At 73.4% G+C, this 17,567-nt stretch carries 15 protein-coding genes; 8 read left to right on the forward strand and 7 right to left on the reverse strand.

Going from position 1 to position 17,567, the window contains the following annotated elements; all coding sequences use genetic code 11:
• Positions 1 to 2: 2 nt before the first annotated feature.
• The 4 genes from ABZ570_RS14145 to deoC all read right to left on the reverse strand — a co-directional run bounded on the left by ABZ570_RS14145 (position 3) and on the right by deoC (position 3,850).
• Entirely contained in the window at positions 3 to 470 is a 468-nt protein-coding gene (locus ABZ570_RS14145) for a BlaI/MecI/CopY family transcriptional regulator (protein WP_358062093.1), read from the reverse strand.
• 167 nt (positions 471 to 637) lie between these two features.
• The gene (locus tag ABZ570_RS14150) at positions 638 to 1,462 is read right to left on the reverse strand and encodes an aldehyde dehydrogenase family protein (RefSeq protein ID WP_358062096.1); all 825 of its coding nucleotides are present in this window, start codon (positions 1,460 to 1,462) and stop codon (positions 638 to 640) included.
• On the reverse strand, positions 1,455 to 2,885 hold the full coding sequence (locus ABZ570_RS14155) for an aldehyde dehydrogenase family protein (protein WP_358062099.1): 1,431 nt from the start codon (positions 2,883 to 2,885) through the stop codon (positions 1,455 to 1,457). The genes ABZ570_RS14150 and ABZ570_RS14155 overlap by 8 nt, the downstream gene beginning before the upstream one ends.
• A gap of 5 nt (positions 2,886 to 2,890) precedes the next feature.
• The gene (gene deoC / locus ABZ570_RS14160) at positions 2,891 to 3,850 is read right to left on the reverse strand and encodes a deoxyribose-phosphate aldolase (RefSeq protein ID WP_358062102.1); all 960 of its coding nucleotides are present in this window, start codon (positions 3,848 to 3,850) and stop codon (positions 2,891 to 2,893) included.
• A gap of 136 nt (positions 3,851 to 3,986) precedes the next feature.
• Between deoC and upp the strand changes: the two genes are divergently transcribed.
• The gene (upp, locus tag ABZ570_RS14165) at positions 3,987 to 4,619 is read left to right on the forward strand and encodes a uracil phosphoribosyltransferase (RefSeq protein WP_358062105.1); all 633 of its coding nucleotides are present in this window, start codon (positions 3,987 to 3,989) and stop codon (positions 4,617 to 4,619) included.
• Between the two features lie 159 nt (positions 4,620 to 4,778).
• Positions 4,779 to 5,459 (forward strand): GPP34 family phosphoprotein, encoded by a 681-nt coding sequence (locus ABZ570_RS14170; protein WP_358062108.1) that lies wholly within the window; start codon positions 4,779 to 4,781, stop codon positions 5,457 to 5,459.
• Between the two features lie 53 nt (positions 5,460 to 5,512).
• Here ABZ570_RS14170 and ABZ570_RS14175 read toward each other — a convergent pair whose 3' ends face one another.
• Both ABZ570_RS14175 and ABZ570_RS14180 read right to left on the reverse strand, forming a co-directional pair.
• Positions 5,513 to 7,177 carry a phospho-sugar mutase gene (locus tag ABZ570_RS14175; protein ID WP_358062111.1) on the reverse strand — a complete coding sequence of 555 codons (1,665 nt, stop codon included), beginning with the start codon at positions 7,175 to 7,177 and terminating at the stop codon, positions 5,513 to 5,515.
• 49 nt (positions 7,178 to 7,226) lie between these two features.
• A complete protein-coding gene (locus tag ABZ570_RS14180) occupies positions 7,227 to 9,356 on the reverse strand; it encodes a protein kinase (RefSeq protein ID WP_358062114.1) in 2,130 nt (709 codons plus the stop codon).
• A gap of 209 nt (positions 9,357 to 9,565) precedes the next feature.
• On the opposite strand from ABZ570_RS14180, the gene ABZ570_RS14185 reads away from it, so the two are divergent.
• Together ABZ570_RS14185 and ABZ570_RS14190 are read left to right on the forward strand one after the other, a co-directional pair.
• Positions 9,566 to 11,149, forward strand: coding sequence for a methylmalonyl-CoA mutase family protein (locus tag ABZ570_RS14185; RefSeq protein WP_358062117.1), 1,584 nt, complete (start codon positions 9,566 to 9,568; stop codon positions 11,147 to 11,149).
• 646 nt (positions 11,150 to 11,795) lie between these two features.
• Complete coding sequence (locus tag ABZ570_RS14190) at positions 11,796 to 13,058, forward strand: amidohydrolase (RefSeq protein ID WP_358062120.1); 1,263 nt, start codon at positions 11,796 to 11,798, stop codon at positions 13,056 to 13,058.
• Here ABZ570_RS14190 and ABZ570_RS14195 read toward each other — a convergent pair.
• A complete protein-coding gene (locus ABZ570_RS14195) occupies positions 13,015 to 13,998 on the reverse strand; it encodes a DUF4349 domain-containing protein (protein ID WP_358062123.1) in 984 nt (327 codons plus the stop codon). The genes ABZ570_RS14190 and ABZ570_RS14195 overlap by 44 nt on opposite strands.
• A gap of 201 nt (positions 13,999 to 14,199) precedes the next feature.
• Between ABZ570_RS14195 and ABZ570_RS14200 the strand changes: the two genes are divergently transcribed.
• From ABZ570_RS14200 to ABZ570_RS14215, 4 genes are read left to right on the forward strand one after another with little or no spacing between them, the layout of a single operon-like run.
• The gene (locus tag ABZ570_RS14200) at positions 14,200 to 14,829 is read left to right on the forward strand and encodes an MBL fold metallo-hydrolase (RefSeq protein WP_358062126.1); all 630 of its coding nucleotides are present in this window, start codon (positions 14,200 to 14,202) and stop codon (positions 14,827 to 14,829) included.
• A gap of 5 nt (positions 14,830 to 14,834) precedes the next feature.
• Positions 14,835 to 15,773 carry a hypothetical protein gene (locus ABZ570_RS14205; protein ID WP_358062129.1) on the forward strand — a complete coding sequence of 313 codons (939 nt, stop codon included), beginning with the start codon at positions 14,835 to 14,837 and terminating at the stop codon, positions 15,771 to 15,773.
• A 43-nt stretch (positions 15,774 to 15,816) separates the two neighbouring features.
• Positions 15,817 to 16,557: a hypothetical protein gene (locus ABZ570_RS14210; protein ID WP_358062132.1), complete on the forward strand. Its 741-nt coding sequence runs from the start codon at positions 15,817 to 15,819 to the stop codon at positions 16,555 to 16,557.
• A 42-nt stretch (positions 16,558 to 16,599) separates the two neighbouring features.
• Positions 16,600 to 17,565, forward strand: coding sequence for a GNAT family N-acetyltransferase (locus tag ABZ570_RS14215; protein ID WP_358062135.1), 966 nt, complete (start codon positions 16,600 to 16,602; stop codon positions 17,563 to 17,565).
• Positions 17,566 to 17,567: the final 2 nt, after the last annotated feature.

Below are 17,567 nucleotides of genomic sequence, written 5' to 3' on the forward strand. Positions count from 1 at the left end.
CCCTACCGGTCCGTCGCCTCGTCGGCCAGCGCCGGCCGCCCGGACCGTGGGTCCTCGACCCGGTCCGTCAGCCCGGTCTCGCGCTCGGCCGACCCGGAGCCGGTCAGCCCGGCCTCGGCGCTCAGCGCCGCGCGCAGCACCTCCGCCTCGGTGCCGGTCACCGAGCGGGCGAAGCGCACGAGCGCGGCGTCCCGGCTGCCACCGAGGTCGAGGGCGTCGAGCATGAGCTGGGCGATGTGCGCCTCGCGGCTGGCGGCGGGCCGGTAGCGCCAGGCCCGCCCCTCCCGCTGGCGCTCCACCATGCCCTTGCCGGCGAGCCGGTCCAGCACGGTCATCACCGTGGTGTAGGCCAGCTCCCGCCCGTCCAGGGCGTCGGCCACCTCGCGCACGGTCACTCCGTCCGACGTGCCCGGGTCCGTGTCCCACAGCACGTCCATCACCGCACGTTCGAGATCGCCAAGCCGAGTCACGCCGCCAATCCTACCCCCCGTAGTAGACCCTTCCCAGGGCAGTACACCTGAGCTCGACCCTCGGCGCGGACCGGGACCACAACAGGTTTTCGGGGGAGCCCCGCCCGCGGAGGGATCAAGCCTGACCGCCCGGCGCGGGTGGGGCTCCCCCGAAAACCCAGAGGCCGTCACACCCCCTTGGGGTGCCAGACCGTCTTCGTCTCCAGCAGGGCGGTCATCCGGCCCGGGCCCGGGTCGGCGTACCAGTCGTGGTCGGCCGGGGCGGGGCGGAGCACCCGCTTGAGGTTCTCGGCCGCCTTGACCTCCAGGTCCGCCGCCAGTTCGGCGTCGGTCACCCCGGTCAGGTCGATCGCGTTGACGTCCATGTGCGCGGCCAGCGTCGGCACCGTCTCGGTGATCCGGCCGGTGAGGATGTTGACCACCCCGCCCGGCAGGTCGGAGGTGGCCAGCACCTCGGCCAGGGTCACCGCCGCGAGCGGCGCCGACGGGGAGGCGGCCACCACCACCGTGTTGCCGGTGACGATCGCCGGGGCGATCACGCTGACCAGGCCGAGCAGCGCCGGCGCCGCCGGGGCCACCACGGCCACCACGCCGGTCGGCTCGGGCGCCGACAGGTTGAAGTACGGCCCGGCCACCGGGTTCGCGCCCCCGTACACCTGGGGGAGCTTGTCCGACCAGCCGGCGTACCAGACCCAGCGGTCGATCGCCGCGTCGACCTCGGCGACCGAGGCGCCGAGCGCGACGAACTGCTCCCGGCGGCCCTCCAGCATCTCGGCCACCCGGTAGAGGATCTGACCCCGGTTGTACGCGGTCGCCCCGGCCCAGCCCTGCACGGCGGCCCGGGCGGCGACGACCGCGTCCCGCGCGTCCTTGCGGGAGGCCAGCGACACGTTGGAGTCCTGCACGATGTACGACCGTCCCGACTCGCTGCGCGGGAACTTCCCGCCGATGAAGAGCTTGTACGTCTTCCGTACCGCGACCCGCTCAGACATTGAGGTACGCCTCCAGCCCGTGCCGGCCGCCCTCGCGACCGTAGCCCGACTCCTTGTAGCCGCCGAACGGCGAGGTGGGGTCGAACTTGTTGAACGTGTTGGCCCAGACCACACCCGCGCGGAGCCGGTCCGCCAGCCACAGGATCCGGGAGCCCTTGTCGGTCCAGATCCCGGCCGACAGCCCGTACGGCGTGTTGTTCGCCTTCTCCACGGCCTCGGCCGGGGTGCGGAAGGTCAGCACGGAGAGCACCGGCCCGAAGATCTCCTCGCGGGCGATCCGGTGCGCCTGGGTGACCCCGGTGAAGATGGTCGGCGCGAACCAGAAGCCCCGCTCGGGCAGCTCGCAGGCCGGCGACCAGCGCTCCGCCCCCTCGGCCGAGCCGGCCTCGGACAGCTCCCGGATCCGGGCGAGCTGGGCGGCCGAGTTGATCGCGCCGATGTCGGTGTTCTTGTCCAGCGGGTCACCGACGCGCAGCTGGGCCATCCGGCGCTTGAGCGACTCCAGCACCCGGTCGGCGACCGACTCCTGCACCAGCAGCCGGGAGCCGGCGCAGCAGACGTGCCCCTGGTTGAAGAAGATGCCGTTGACGATCCCCTCGACCGCCTGGTCGACCGGGGCGTCGTCGAAGACGATGTTGGCCGCCTTGCCGCCCAGCTCCAGGGTGAGCTTCTTGCGGGTGCCGGCGACCGCGCGGGCGATCGCCCGGCCGACATCGGTGGAGCCGGTGAAGGCGACCTTGTCCACACCCGGGTGCTCGACCAGCGCCCGGCCGGTGTCGCCGGCGCCGGTGACGATGTTGACCACGCCGGCCGGCAGGTCGGCCTGCTGGCAGATCTCGGCGAAGAGCAGCGCGGTCAGCGGGGTGGTCTCGGCCGGCTTCAGCACCACCGTGTTGCCGGCGGCGAGGGCGGGGGCGATCTTCCAGGCCAGCATGAGCAGCGGGAAGTTCCACGGGATGACCTGCGCGGCGACCCCGAGCGGCTGCGGGTTCGCCCCGAAGCCCGCGTGGTTGAGCTTGTCGGCCCAGCCCGCGTAGTAGAAGAAGTGCGCGGCGACCAGCGGGATGTCGACGTCCCGGGACTCCTTGATCGGCTTGCCGTTGTCCAGCGACTCCAGCACGGCCAGCTCACGGGAGCGCTCCTGGATGATCCGGGCGATCCGGAACAGGTACTTGGCCCGGTCGCGGCCCGGCATCGGGCCCCAGACCTTCTCGTACGCCGTGCGGGCGGCGCGGACCGCCCGGTCCACGTCCTGGGCGCCCGCCTCGGCGACCTCGGCGAGCACCTCCTCGGAGGCCGGGTTGATCGTCTTGAAGCTGCCGCCGTCGGTCGGGTCGACGAACTGCCCGTCGACGAAGAGCCCGTACGAGGGCTTGAGGTCCACCACCGAGCGCGACTCGGGGGCGGGGGCGTATTCGAACATCGCGCTCAGTCCAGGGTGAAGTAGTCGGGACCGGAGTAGACGCCGGTCGTCAGCTTGGTGCGCTGCATCAGCAGGTCGTTCAGCAGGCTGGACGCGCCGAACCGGAACCAGTCCGGGTCCAGCCAGTCCGCGCCGACGGTCTCGTTGACCATGACCAGGTACTTGATCGCGTCCTTGCTGGTCTTGATCCCGCCGGCCGGCTTGACGCCGACCTGTCGCCCGGTGGCGGCGCGGAAGTCGCGGACCGCCTCCAGCATCACCAGGGTCACCGGCATGGTGGCCGCGACCGGGACCTTGCCGGTGGAGGTCTTGATGAAGTCGCCGCCGGCCAGCATGGCCAGCCAGGAGGCGCGCCGCACGTTGTCGTACGTGGCCAGCTCGCCGGTCTCCAGGATCACCTTGAGGTGGGCGTCCCCGCAGGCCTCCTTGGTGGCCACGATCTCGTCGTAGACCTCCTTGTAGCGGCCGGCCAGGAACGCGCCCCGGTTGATCACCATGTCGATCTCGTCGGCGCCGGCCTCGACCGCGGCCCGGGTGTCGGCGAGCTTGACCTCCAGCGGTGCCTGGCCCGACGGGAAGGCGGTCGCCACGCTGGCCAGGTGCACGCCGGACCCGCGCAGCACCTCGGCCACGTACGGGACCATCAAGGGGTAGACGCAGACCGCGCCGACGTGCGGACAGGACGGGTCGGCCGGGTCGGGGCGCAGGGCCTTGGTGGCCAGCGCACGCACCTTGCCGGGGGTGTCGGCGCCTTCGAGCGTGGTCAGGTCGACCATCCGGATCGCCAGGTCGATCGCCTGGGCCTTGGCGGTGGTCTTGATGGATCGGGTGCCGAGTTGTGCCGCCCGCTGCTCCGCGCCCACCTGATCCACGCCGGGGAGGCCGTGCAGGAAGGTCCGCAGAGCGGTCTCGGATCGTCCCAGCTCGGAGAGGTCCGACCGGGCCGACGTCGCTGTCGCCGTCATGGCGTGAATAGTACGCACCCGCGTGTCGAGTGATCTTGGTCACACCGGCCCGTCGCAGGCGCCGCACGTGAGCGGCGTCGCTGGCCGCCCCCGCACCCACCGGGTGGGCCGGCCGGGACCGGTAGGTTGAGCGATCGTGGACGTACACGTCATTGACCACCCGCTCGCCCAGTCGCGGCTGACCGCCATGCGGGACGCCCGGACCGACTCGGCGTCGTTCCGGGCCGCGCTGCGCGAACTCACCACGATGCTGGTGTACGAGGCCGCGCGCTCCTTCCCCGTCGAGAAGTACCCGATCCAGACCCCGGTCACCGCCACCGAGGGCACCCGGCTGGCGAACCCACCGCTGCTGGTCCCGGTGCTGCGGGCCGGTTTGGGCATGGCCGACGCCGCGCTCGGCCTGCTGCCCGAGTCGTCGATGGGCTTCGTCGGCCTGGCTCGGGACGAGGAGACGTACGAGCCCCGCGCGTACATGGAGTCGCTGCCCCGCGACCTGAGCGGCCTGCCGGTGCTGGTGCTCGACCCGATGCTGGCCACCGGCGGCTCGCTGGAGCACTGCTGCCGGCTGCTCGCCGATCGCGGCTGCACCGACATCACGGTGCTCTGTGTCCTCGCCGCGCCGGCCGGCATCGAGCGCCTGGAGCACTCCGGCCTGCCCCTGCGCCTGGTCACCGCCTCGATCGACGAGGGTCTCAACGACCGCAAGTTCATCGTCCCCGGCCTCGGCGACGCCGGCGACCGCCAGTTCGGCGGCATGCCCCGCTTCTAACCCCCACCCCCAACCCCCTCCAGCCCGCGTCGATCACGGAGTTGTGGCAGCGGACGAGAGCCGCAGAACGGTAGGAAACCGGAGCCAGAAATTCATGATCGCCGCGCTGCGGGCGCGTTGGGGGGGCTTGGGGGTGGGGGAGGGGTTAGCGTTCCGGGCGTGACTGGTGTTGCGCTCGCCGAAGAGCTGCTGCTCCTCGCCTACGACGACGAGACCGGCAAGGCGACCATGCCCCGGATCAGCCTGGATCTCGGGATGGCCGCCGCGGTCCTCGTCGAGCTGGCCCTGGCCGGCCGGATCGCGTACGTCGAGGGCTCCCTGGCGGTGATCGACCCGGCGCCGACCGGCGAGCCGATCGCCGACGAGGTACTCGCCCGGATCGCCGCCGACACCCCCCACACCCCGTCATCGTGGGTGCAGCGACTGCGGCACGGACTGCGCGACCGGATCCTCGGCGACCTGTGCGGCCGGGGCGTGGTCCGGGACGTCGACGAGACCGAGCTGGGCTTCATCCACGTGCACCGGTACCCGGTGGTCGACGCCTCGGTGGAGGCGGACTCCCGGCGGCGGCTGGCCGCGGCGCTGACCGGCGGCCAACTCCCCGACGAGCGGACCGCCGCGCTGGCCACCCTGGTGGCGGTGCTGCGGATGGAGCCGACCCTCGGCCTGACCGGCGAGGACGCCCGGGACGCCCACCGCCGGCTGGAGGAGATCGCCGGTGTCGCCGGCTTCTCCGGCACCGTCAGCCGGGACGACTCGGTCGTCCGCCCCTCCGTCAGCCTGGTGGTCGCCGCCCTCGCCCAGGCCGTCGACGCCGCCCTCGGCAAGCGCCACCCGTAAGGAAGGGCCCCCTGTTAACGCCTCCGGCAGAGCAGGGGGCCCTTCCTAACCGGCTATAGGCCGAGGGCGGTGGCGATCTCGGTGCGTAGGGTTGCCACGGCGGTCGCGGCCCGGGCCCGGGCAGCCGGCACGTCGCCGTCCGCGACCGGCTCCACCACCTCCAGGTACGCCTTGAGCTTCGGCTCGGTGCCGGACGGGCGGATCACCGCCCGGGCGGCGTCGGTGCGCAGGATCACCACGTCGGCGCCGGGAAGCAGGTCCTTGGCCTCGGTCACCGGGCGCCCGAGCAGGCTGTCCGGGGTGTTCGCCCGGATGCCGGCCATCATGGCGGCGATCTCCCGCAGGTCGTCGACCCGCACCGACAGCTGGTCGGTGTGGTGCACGCCGAACTCGGCGGCAAGCTCGTCCAGCCGGTCGGTGAGCGTACGGCCCTCGGCCTTCAGGCCGGCGGCCAGCTCGGCGACGGTCAGCGCGGCGGTGATGCCGTCCTTGTCGCGTACGTGCTCCGGCGCGACGCAGTAGCCGAGCGCCTCCTCGTAGCCGAAGACCAGCGGCTGGGTCCCCCCACCGCCCCGCACGATCCACTTGAACCCGGTCAGCGTCTCGTCGTACGGCAGGCCCCGGGCCGCGCACATCGCCCGCAGCAGGGACGACGACACGATGGTGGTGGCGTACAGGCCGGTGACCCCGCGGCGCATGAGGTGGTCGGCGAGCAGCACGCCCACCTCGTCCCCGCGCAGCATCCGCCAAACGCCGCCGTCCGGCACGGCCACCGCGCACCGGTCCGCGTCCGGGTCGTTGGCGATGGCGACGTCGGCGCCCGTCGCGCCGGCCAGTGCGACGAGCTGGTCCACCGCGCCCGGCTCCTCGGGGTTGGGGAAGTTGACCGTCGGGAAGTCCGGGTCCGGCTCGGCCTGGTCCGGCACCACGCCGGGGGTCGGGAAGCCGGCCCGGGCGAAGGCGGCGGTCAGCACGGCCGCCCCCACCCCGTGCAGCGGGGTGTACGCCACCTTCAGGTCGCGCGGACCGGTCGGGGCGATGACCGCAGCGGCCCGCTCCACGTACGCCGCAACCAGGTCGTCGCCCAGCACCTCGCCGGCCGGGCCCAGCGGCACCTTCGCCAGCGGGCCGACCGCCCGGATGGCGGCCTCGATGCCGGCGTCCGCCGGCGGCACGATCTGCGCGCCCGCGCCGAGCTCCCCGCCCAGCTGCGCGCCGAGGTAGACCTTGTAGCCGTTGTCCTGCGGCGGGTTGTGGCTGGCGGTGACCATCACGCCGGCCACCGCGCCGAGGTGGCGCACCGCGTACGCCAGCACCGGGGTGGGCAGCGGGCGGGGCAGCAGCAGGGCCGGGCGACCCGCGCCGGTGGCGACCTGGGCGGTGCGCTCGGCGAAGGCCCGCGAGCCGTACCGGGCGTCGTACCCGATGACCAGCGGCCCCGTACCGCGCTGGTCGGCGAGCCAGGCGACCAGCCCGGCGGCTGCCTGGGTGACCACCGCGAGGTTCATCCCGTTCGGGCCGGCCCGCAGCGGGCCGCGCAGCCCGGCGGTGCCGAAGGTCAGCGGCCCGGCGAACCGGTCGGCCAGTTCCGGGGCGCTGCCCGGCAGCCCGCCCAGCACCGCGCTCAGCTCGTCCCGGCTGGCCGGGTCGGGATCGTCGTCGAGCCACCGCCGGGCCTGCTCGCGAAGTTCGTCAAGGTCAGTGGTATCCGCCGCCATTGCCCCTTGATAGCACGGCGCCGGATCACCACTGACCGTCGGCCTCGGCTCACTTGCTCCCGGCGAGATGGAACGACCCGACCATCGCGTCGAAGATCGGCTTGCTCTCGGCGAATCTGGTGTCGGTGGAGGAAAGGTAGAACGAGTAGACCTTGCCGTCCTTCACCGTCCCCCGCCACACCCCGTGCCGCATGCTGTCGCCCTCACCGCAGGTGTATTCCACTTCGCCCGCCGGCTCGCCGTCCAGCTTCTGCTCGGACACCGACACCTCGGTGTACGGGGCGGGGCAGTTCTTGCTCTTGGCGCTGTTCTTTTTGAGGTTTCGCGAGGCGAACTCCGCCCAGCTGATCGCGCTGCCGCTCCACTCCTCGGCGATCACCCGGACCTTGCGTCCGCTGTCCTCCGGGTCGACGTAGTCGACGTACAGGCCGCCGGTCTGGCGCTGCCAGCCCTTGGGCACCTTGACCGTGACGCCCTTGACGGTCTGCTCGTGCATCTCCACCGGCGGAGCCTCGGCGGTGGCGGTGGGCATCGTGCTCACGATCGGCGGGGCGGTCTCGTCGTCGCCGCTGCTGAGGGCGATCACGGTGATCAGCAGCAGTACGGCGACGCCACCGGCCGCCGCGAGCTGGATCTTGCGCGGCCAGCCCTTGACGGTGCTGACGAGCTGGTTGCCGGCGCTGCGGGCCTTGCCGAGCGCCCCGCCGCCGGCCGGGGCCGGGGTGGCCCACGGCTGACCGGTGCCGGGCACCGACCACTGGTTGCCGGCGTAGACCGGTTGGGTGGCGTCGGTGCCGGGCCCGTAGACCGGCTGGGTGGTGTCGCCGCCGCGGCCGTAGACCGGCTGGGTGGTGTCGCCGCCGGGCCCGTAGACCGGCTGGGTGGTGCCGTGGCCGTAGACGGGCTGGGTGGCATCCCGGTGGCCGGCGCCGAGGCGCTGGGTGGGGTCCGCCTGGCCGGCCGCCAGCGATTGGGTGGCGTCGGGCGAGATCCGCTGGGCGGCCCCCGGGGCGGCGGCCGGCACGGGCATCGCGCCGGTCGGGGTGTGCAGCGGGCCGGCCAGCGCGTCCGCGCTGGTCTCGTCGAGGGCCGCGGCGGCCTGGGCCGGCTTCGGCTCGGGGCGCTCGCCCCGGCTCAGGGCGGCGAGCCGGTCGGTCAGCGACTCGCCGGGGGCGATCATCGCTCGGCCGCCGATCTGGCCGGTCGGCTTCGGCTCGGCGGCGATCGCCAGCGGCGTCGACGGCCGCTGCACCGGCACCACCGCGTAGGGGTCGGTGACGGAGTTGACCGCGGTGGCGTTGCTGGTCAGCGGGCCGGCGAGCAGTTCGCGCAGCATGCCGCGGGCGCTGTGCACGTCCAGCCGTCGGGCCGGGTCCTTCTCCAGCAGGCCCATCAGCACGCCGGTCAGCGGGCCGCTGCGCTGCGGGATGGCCGGCGGGTCCTCGACCACCGCGTGCATGGTCTCGATCGGGTCGCCCTTGTCGAACGGGGGACGCCCCTCGACGGCCGTGTAGAGCGTGACGCCGAGCGAGAAGAGGTCGCTCGGTGGGCCGAAATCCTGGCCCATCGCCCGCTCGGGCGAGATGAAGTGCGGCGACCCGAGCACCATGCCGGGCGTGGTGAGCTGGACGTCGGTGGGCATCCGGGCGACGCCGAAGTCGGTCAGCACGCAGCGGCCGTCGGAACAGATGAGCACGTTGGCCGGCTTGACGTCGCGGTGCAGCACGCCGATCGCGTGCGCCACCTCCAGCGCGCCGAGCAGCGCGATGCCGATCTTGGCGACCGCGCGGGGCGCGACCGGCCCGTCCTCGATCACCATGTCGGCCAGGCTGCGCGCGTCCAGCAGTTCCATCACGATCCACGGGCGGCCACCCTCGGTGACCACGTCGTAGACCTGGACCACGGCCGGGTGCTGGATCGCGGCGGCGGCCCGGGCCTCCCGGAGGGTCCGCTCGTACATCGCGTCACGGTCGCTGGGGGCCAGCCCCGGAGGGAGGACGACCTCCTTGACCGCCACGTCGCGGCGCAGCAACGTGTCGGTGGCACGCCACACCGTGCCCATGCCGCCGTTGCCGACCGGGGAACGCAGGGAGTAACGATCGCCAATGGTCGTGCCGGGTGCCGCGCGTCCAGTGGGGGGACTGACTGGTCCGCCGCTCCACGTCGGGATCTGAGTCACAGAAAAGCCACCGGGGGATATCGAGGGGGCTGGGACACAACCTCCCTATCTTGCTGGTTCCGACGCCGGATGCGAAACCCGACGCGGCGGACGTTTACCTACTCGACGGTACGCGGTCAGCTGCTCACCCCCGGTCGGCGGGGGCGGCGACCCCCTGCTGTGCGCTATCCCTCACCCATCGATGTCCCGGCGCGTCCTACCATCCGGACATGAGCGAACGGCGGTCGAGCGAGTCCGGTTTCCCGATCAAGGGCGTCTACACGGCGGACGACGTCCCCGGGGGGCTGGCCGAGCGGCTGGGTGCCCCCGGCGAGTACCCGTACACCCGCGGGGTCTACCCGACGATGTACACCTCCCGGCCGTGGACCATGCGGCAGTACGCCGGCTTCGGCACCGCCACCGAGTCCAACGCGCGCTACCACCAGCTGTTGCGCGCCGGCACGATGGGTCTGTCGGTCGCCTTCGACCTGCCCACCCAGATGGGGTACGACTCCGACGACCCGATCGCGCACGGCGAGGTGGGCAAGGTCGGCGTGGCCATCGACTCGATCGAGGACATGCGGCTGCTCTTCGACGGCATCCCGCTGGACAAGGTCTCCACCTCGATGACCATCAACGCGCCCGGCTCCGTGCTGCTCCTGCTCTACCAGCTCGTGGCCGAGGAGTCCGGGGTGCCGGGCAGCGCGCTCAACGGCACCATCCAGAACGACATCCTCAAGGAGTACATCGCCCGGGGGACGTACATCTTCCCGCCGAAGCCCTCGCTGCGCCTGGTCGCCGACACCTTCGCGTACTGCCGGGCGGAGGTGCCGAAGTGGAACACCATCTCCATCTCCGGCTATCACATGGCCGAGGCGGGCGCCTCGCCCGTGCAGGAGATCGCGTTCACCCTCGCCAACGGCGTGGAGTACGTCCGCGCCGCGCTCGCCGCCGGGCTGGCCGTGGACGACTTCGCGCCCCGGCTGTCGTTCTTCTTCGTCGCCCGGACCACGCTGCTCGAGGAGGTCGCCAAGTTCCGGGCGGCCCGGCGGATCTGGGCCCGGCTGATGCGTGACGAGTTCGGGGCGAAGAACCCGAAGTCGATGATGCTGCGGTTCCACACCCAGACCGCGGGCGTACAGCTCACCGCCCAGCAGCCGGAGGTGAACCTGGTCCGGGTGGCGGTCCAGGGCCTCGGCGCGGTGCTCGGCGGCACCCAGTCGCTGCACACCAACAGCTTCGACGAGGCCATCGCCCTGCCGACCGAGAAGGCGGCCCGGCTGGCGCTGCGTACCCAGCAGGTGCTGGCGTACGAGACGGACCTGACCGCGACCGTGGACCCGTTCGCCGGGTCGTACGTGGTGGAGGCGATGACCGCCGAGATCGAGGCGGCGGCGGACGAGCTGATGCAGCGGGTCTTCGACCACGGCTCGGCGGTGGACGCGATCGAGGCCGGCTTCCAGAAGCGGGAGATCGAGCAGTCCGCGTACCGGATCGCCCAGGAGATCGACTCGGGCGAGCGGGTGGTGGTCGGGCTCAACCGGTTCCAGATCGACGAGGAGGAGCCCTACGAGCCGCTGCGGGTGGACCCGGCGATCGAGGTCGCGCAGGCCGAGCGGCTGGCGAAGCTGCGCGCCGAGCGGGACGCCGACGCGGTCGAGCGGGCTCTCGCGGAGCTGCGCACCGCCGCCCAGGGCACCGCGAACGTGCTCCACCCGATGAAGGAGGCGCTGCGGGTCAGGGCCACCATCGGCGAGGTGTGCGGGACGCTGCGTGAGGTGTGGGGGACGTACCGGCCCAGCGACCGGTTCTGAGTCGGGTTCGACGGCGGCCCCGCCGGTGCCCGTTCCGGGTGCCCGACGGGGCCGTCGCGCTGTCCGAACCCCGTCTGACCTGCGTAGACGTACTCGTCACGAGCGCCGGTACGGCGTACAGTCGATGCTCTCGCGGGTACGCGCGGCGGCGGCGGCTCGGTGCGGACCCCCGGGCGATGCGGCCCGGCCCGTCCGTCGGCCGTCGGGCAGTGGGGCCGGCCGTACCGCGCGTGTGCCCATCGGGAATGCGGGTAACCCGATCGGGTGAACGGGACGGACAGTCTGTGCGGTGGACCCCCGGGCCGTCATGTCACTCTCGGGAGTCTGTCGGCGGCGGAGCATTGTCGCGCAATTGTCGGAGCGGCGGTTAATTGTCCCGACTAATGCGACAATTCGGAACGACGGCCCCCTGATCTGGTGACCGCCGAATCGGTTACGCGTTGTAGGAGGTGTGGGGCAGATGACGCCGTTCGATCGCGATCTACCTGCTCTCCCGCAGATACTCAAGCCCTCCCACCAGGGCATTCGTGACGCTGCGCGGTCTGACCGCTACCCGAAAGATGTTGCCCAGCGTCACCGTCGACGGTCTAGGCTGTCTGCTGTTCTGCCCGAAGATCCATCCACTTCTAGTGATCGAGAATTCGACGTGACGAGTGCGTTGACGCTGCCTCCTTCCGGCAGCCCGCTGGCGTCGTCCTGGCCGGAGGCGCCATCCGGATCCCAGCCCCTGCCTTTCGAGCTCGACCAGCTGCTGGCCCTCCGGGTACCCGGCCTCATCGCCACCCGCCGTCACATCCACTCCCATCCGGAGCTCTCCGGCGAGGAGTTCGAGACGGCCGCCCTGATCCACCGGGAACTCTCCCTCGCCGGGCTGAAGCCGCGTCTCCTGCCCAAGGGCAACGGTGTCATCTGCGACATCGACGGGCGGCCGGACGGCCCGGTGATCGCGCTCCGCGCCGACATCGACGCCCTCCCGCTGACGGATCCCAAGGACGTGCCGTACCGGTCCACGGTGGATGGCGTCTGCCACGCCTGCGGGCACGACGTGCACACCACCGTGATGCTCGGCGTCGGGATGCTGCTCGCCCAGCTCGCCGACCTCGGCCAGCTCGACGGCCGGGTCCGGCTCATCTTCCAGCCAGCCGAGGAGATCCTGCCCTGCGGCTCGCTGGAGGTCATCGAGGCCGGGGGCCTGGACGACGTGGTGCAGATCTTCGCCGTCCACTGCGACCCGAACCTGCCGGTCGGCCGGGTCGGCCTGCGGGTCGGCCCGATCACCGCCGCCGCCGACAACGTCACCGTCCGGCTCAGCGGCCCGGGCGGGCACACCGCGCGCCCGCACCTCACGGTCGACCTGGTCGACGCGCTCGGCCGGCTGGTCACCGAGGTGCCGGCCCTGGTCAGTCGGCGGGTGCCGGCCAACAGCGGGCTGCTGCTGGTGTTCGGCCACGCCACGGCCGGCACCCGCTACAACGTCATCCCCTCCGAGGCCTGCGCCGCCGGCACCCTCCGGGTGATGGACCGCGACACCTGGGATCAGGCCCCGAAGATCGTGGCGCAGGTCGTCCGGGACGTCATCGCCCCCACCGGTGCCACCGTCGACCTGGAATACCTGCGTGGCCGGCCGCCGGTCACCAACGACGCCCGCGCCATCGGCGTGCTCACCGCCGCCACCGCCGCGGCCCTCGGCCCCGAGGGGATCGCGGAGACCCCGCAGAGCATGGGTGGCGAGGACTTCTCCTGGTACCTGGAGCACGTGCCGGGCGCGCTCGCCCGCCTCGGGGTCGGCCGGAACGGTCCCAACGTGGACCTGCACCGGGCCTCGTTCGACGTGGACGAGCGCGCCATCCCGGTCGGCGTACGCCTCATGGTCCAGACCGCGCTGCGGGCACTGGCGGCGGCGCGCTAGGCGGCGGACCACCCACCGGCCCGGCCGGTCCCGGCACCGAGGGCGCCGGGCCGGCCGGCGGGGTGCGCCGCGCCCGCCGACGCCGCGCCCGCAGCAGCAGTGCGACCGGTACGCCGATCACGACCGCGAACGGCAGCACCGCGCCGAGCACGGTCAGCAGCACGAACGCCGTGGTGACGAAGACGTCCCAGCCGCCGCGCAGGCCGGCCAGGAAGCCCAGCTCGGTCTCCTCCTTCTCCGCCGTCGTCGCGGCGGTGCGGACGAAGGTCACCGTGATCGTGGAGAGCGCGGTCAGGTCGGCGAGGCGGCGCTTCTTCGCCTCCAGCGACGCGAGGTCGGCCTCCCGCTTGCCCACCTCGTTCTCCAACGTGACCAGGTCGTTGATCGAGGTGGCCTTGGCGAGCAGCTTCCGGGCGCTGTCCACCCGGGCCCGCTGGGTGGCGATCCGGGCGTCCAGGTCGACGGTCTCCTCGGTGACGTCCTCGGTTTGTACCTGGCGTTCCTCCGGCTGGCCGAGCCGGGCCAGCTCGTTGACGACCGCGGTGAACCGGTCCGCCGGCACGCGCAGCGTCAGCTCGGCCCGGGCGTCGTCCGATCCGCTGTGCCGCTGGTCGCCACCGACGAACCCGCCCGCGGCGGTCGCCGCCGCCGTCGCGTCCCGGGCCGCCCGGTCCACGTCGGCCACTCGCACCTGCAGCGTCCCGGTGTAGATGATCGACCGCTGGTCGACCCGGAGGTCGGCGCCGCCCGCGCCGCTAGCGCCGGGGGCCCCCTCCTGGCGGGCCGCGTCCCCGCCCGCGGCCGCCGGCCCCTGCGCCCGCGCCGACGTGGCCTGATCGTTCGCTCCACTGTCGGCACCGCAGGCCCCCGCGACCAGCACCGACACCAGTCCCACCGCCGCCAGCGCCACGGCCCGGCGACCTCTGCCCCGTCCGCTCATGCCGCCACCTCGCTGCGCTCGGCGCCGGCATGAGGCACCACGGCGCTGTGCTGACGATTCGCTCGCTGACGCTCGCTCATGTCCCCGCTCCGATCCTCGACGACCCCGCCGCGGGGTCGATACGTCGGACGCGGCGCGCCACCGCGCCGGTTCCGGCAGACTGCGCTGAGGACGTCACGATTCGATAATCGAGGAGTCACGATGCAGGTCACCAAGTACGGCCACTCCTGTGTCCGGCTGGAGCACGACGGGGGAGTGGTCGTGGTGGACCCCGGGGTCTACAGCGAACCGGAGGCCCTGGACAGGGCGGACGCGGTGCTGATCACCCACGAGCACCCGGACCACGTGAACGTCGAGGCGCTGACCCGGGCGCTGGAGCGCCGCCCGTTCACCGTCAACGGCCCGGCCTCGCTCGCCGGCGTCCTCGGTGACGCCGCCGAGGCGCTGGTGGTGGTCGCGCCCGGTGAGTCGTTCACCGCCGCCGGCGTCCCGGTCCGCGCGTACGGCGGGCAGCACGCCGTCATCCACCCCGACATCCCGGTCATCCAGAACCTGGGCTACCTGTTCAACGACGTCGTCTACCACCCGGGCGACGCCCTGTTCGTCCCCGACGACGTCCAGGTGGACACCCTGTTCGCCCCAATCCACGCACCCTGGTCGAAGTTTTCCGAGGTGGTCGACTTCATCCGGGCCGTCGCCCCGCGCCGCGCCTTCGCGCTGCACGACGGCCTGCTCAACACCAACGGCTTCGGCGTGCTCGACCGGCAGTACACCGCGCTGTCGAAGACCGAGTACCGCCGCCTCGAACCGGGCACCCGGGTCGACGTCTGACCGGCATGGCCGGTCCGCCCCCCGAGCTGGTCCAGCGGCTGTACGCGACGCCGCCGGACCGGTTCGTCGCGGCCCGGGACGCCGCGGTCGCCGAGGCCCGCCGGGCCGGGGACCCGAAGGCCGCCCGGGAGATCGGCCGGCTGCGCCGGCCCACGGTCGCCGCCTGGCTGGTCAACCTGCTGGCCATCCGCCGGCCCGAGCTGGTCGCCGACCTGGCGCAGCTCGCCGAGTCGCTGCGCGCCGCCCAACGCGAGCTGCGCGGCGGGAAGCTGCGCGAGCTCTCCGCCCAGCGTCGGGCCGTCGTGGGCGCGCTGGTGAGCGAGGTACGCAAGCTGGCCGCGGCCGAGCCGGCCGCCCCGCCGGCCGGGAAGCTGCCGCTGGCCGAGGTGGAGGCGACCCTCAACGCCGCCCTCTCCGACACCGAGGTGGCCGAGCAGATCCGGGCGGGCCGGCTGCTCCGGGCCACCCACTACGCCGGCTTCGGCGAGGTGCCCCGCCCGCAGCTGCGGCTGGTCACCGGGGGCGCGGAGGAGCCGCCCGTACGCGAGCGGGCGGCCGAGCGGGCCGGGGCCCACCGGACCCGCGACGAGCGGGCCGCCGAGCGGGCGGCCCGGGCCGAGCGGGCGAAACGCCGCCGCGCGCTGGAACGCGAGCTGGCGCAGGCCCGCGGCGATCTGGACCGGGCCGAGCAGGAGCTGACCGAGGCGGTCGGGTCCGAACGGGACGGCAGCGCGACGCTGGACCGGATCGAGACCGAGCTGGCCGAGCTGGAACGCCGTCGGGCCGTCGCCGAGCAGGAGCTCAGCCGCGCCAAGCTGGCCCGGCGGGGAGCCGAACGATCGGTCACCGCTGCCCGCCGGCGCACCGGCGAGGTGGAGGCGGCGCTGGAGGCGCTGGCGGCCGAAGCGGGGGATGCCGACGCGGGCGGCGACCCGGCAGACTGACCGGGATGGATGACCACGGTGAACGGACGGGGGTGCCCCGTCGATGACTCCAGAGCAGGTCGCCGCCGCCAGCAAGCCGCTGGTGCTGGAGCTCGGGGAAACCTTCTCCCGCCGCCCGGCGACGCTGCGCCGGGCGCGGCTGCTGGGCATCTCCGGCTGGGCGTTCTACATCACCGGCCGGGCCGGGGCGCTCGGTGACGTCCGCGCCGAGACGGTCGCTGCCGCGCTCGGCTTCATCGCCCCGGAGGCGGTCGCCGACGGCTGGGACGCCGCCGCCCGTACGGTCCGCCCGCTGGAGGTGGCCGCCGCGAACCTGGCCGAGTGCTGCCGGTGGGGCGTCGAGCAGTTGGGCGACGCGCCCCAGGCGCCCCGCCTGGCCGGCCTGCTGGAACGCGCCGTCGAGGCGGCGGACGGCAGCGGGATGCCGCTCTTCGCGGCGTGGCGGGCGATGCCGGTCCCGGACCGCTCGCCGGGCGCGCGGGCGGCCGTCGGGATGCTGCTGCTCCGCGAGCACTTCACCGGGGCGTACCTGCTGGCCGTCCGGGCGTCCGGGATGACCCCGCTGGAGGCGGTGCTGGCCGGGCCGGAGGGGGAGGCGGGGGCCGCCGCCTGTGGCTGGTCGCCCCCGTACCCGCCGGTGGGGCCGCTGGTGCGGCGGCGGCTCTGGGCCGAGGCGGTGACCGACCGGCTGGCCGCGACCGCGTTCCGGGCGCTCGCCCCCGGCGAGGGAGCGGAACTGCTCAACCTGCTCAGCGCCGCCCGGCTGCACGTACGCGGCGGATAAATGGGAGGCGTGGCCGCCGGACGGGCTGCCAGGATCGGCGGCGTGACGCTCCCCGCCGGCTGGACCGCCCGCCGCCCCACCCTCGATGACGTACCCGCGATCCTCAAGGTGGTGCACGCCGCCGACGTCTTCGCTCTCGGCTACCCGGACTTCGACGCCGAGGACGTCGAGTCCGCGCTGACCGCCCCCTTCGTCGATCCGGCCCGGGACTCGTGGCTGGTCACCGACCCGGACGGGGCCGCGGTCGCCTGGGCGATCCTGAACAACCCGACCGGGGTCGGCCGCGAGTTCGTCGACGTACTCGTCGACCCGGACCGCGGCGACGGCCTGCGCGCCCCGATGCTGGCCCGTCAGCTCGACCGGGTCGCCGAGCGGGCCGCCGAACGCGGGCTGCCGGCGCTGACCGTGCGCTGCGCGGTCTTCGCGCCGGAGACCCGCTGGGCGGCCGAGCTGGCCGAGGCCGGCTTCACCCGGGTCAAGCGGTACATCCGGATGAGCCGCTCCCTCGCCGACCTGCCCGCCGAACCGGCTCCGCCGGCCGGGGTCGCCGTCCGCCCGCTGCGCGCCGGCGACGAGGCCGACCTGCGGCTGTTCCACCGGATCTTCGACACCGCGTTCCGGGACACCCCGGACCACGAGCCGCTCGGCTTCGACCAGTGGCGGGAGCTGATCCCGTCCTACGGCAAGGTGTGGGACGAGTGGTTCGTCGCCGAGGTCGACGGGGAGCCGGCCGGTGCCCTCCAGTCCTCGGACCAGGCGCTGGAGCACGACATGGGCTGGGTACGCACGCTGTCGGTGCTGCCCGCGTACCGGCGACGCGGGGTGGGTGCGGCGCTGCTGCGCCGGGCGTTCGCGGTCTACGCGGCCAAGGGCCGGGCCTCCGCCGGGCTCGGCGTCGACCTGGCCAACCCGACCACCCCGGTGACCCTCTACCGCTCCCTCGGCCTGCACGAGGAGCGCTGGACCGACGTGTACGAGCGCACGGTCACCGCCATGGATGTGGGATAGGC

This window comes from Micromonospora sp. NPDC007271, assembly GCF_040634005.1.
Taxonomy (GTDB): Bacteria; Actinomycetota; Actinomycetes; order Mycobacteriales; family Micromonosporaceae; genus Micromonospora.

Bases quoted from the DNA above. Each gene is read 5' to 3' on its own strand.
- ABZ570_RS14185 (WP_358062117.1), top strand. From the start codon at position 9,566: ATGAGCGAACGGCGGTCGAGCGAGTCCGGTTTCCCGATCAAGGGCGTC.
- ABZ570_RS14195 (WP_358062123.1), bottom strand. From the start codon at position 13,998: ATGAGCGGACGGGGCAGAGGTCGCCGGGCCGTGGCGCTGGCGGCGGTG.
- ABZ570_RS14175 (WP_358062111.1), bottom strand. From the start codon at position 7,177: ATGGCGGCGGATACCACTGACCTTGACGAACTTCGCGAGCAGGCCCGG.
- ABZ570_RS14210 (WP_358062132.1), top strand. From the start codon at position 15,817: ATGACTCCAGAGCAGGTCGCCGCCGCCAGCAAGCCGCTGGTGCTGGAG.
- ABZ570_RS14200 (WP_358062126.1), top strand. From the start codon at position 14,200: ATGCAGGTCACCAAGTACGGCCACTCCTGTGTCCGGCTGGAGCACGAC.
- ABZ570_RS14205 (WP_358062129.1), top strand. From the start codon at position 14,835: ATGGCCGGTCCGCCCCCCGAGCTGGTCCAGCGGCTGTACGCGACGCCG.
- deoC (WP_358062102.1), bottom strand. From the start codon at position 3,850: ATGACGGCGACAGCGACGTCGGCCCGGTCGGACCTCTCCGAGCTGGGA.
- ABZ570_RS14155 (WP_358062099.1), bottom strand. From the start codon at position 2,885: ATGTTCGAATACGCCCCCGCCCCCGAGTCGCGCTCGGTGGTGGACCTC.
- ABZ570_RS14150 (WP_358062096.1), bottom strand. From the start codon at position 1,462: ATGTCTGAGCGGGTCGCGGTACGGAAGACGTACAAGCTCTTCATCGGC.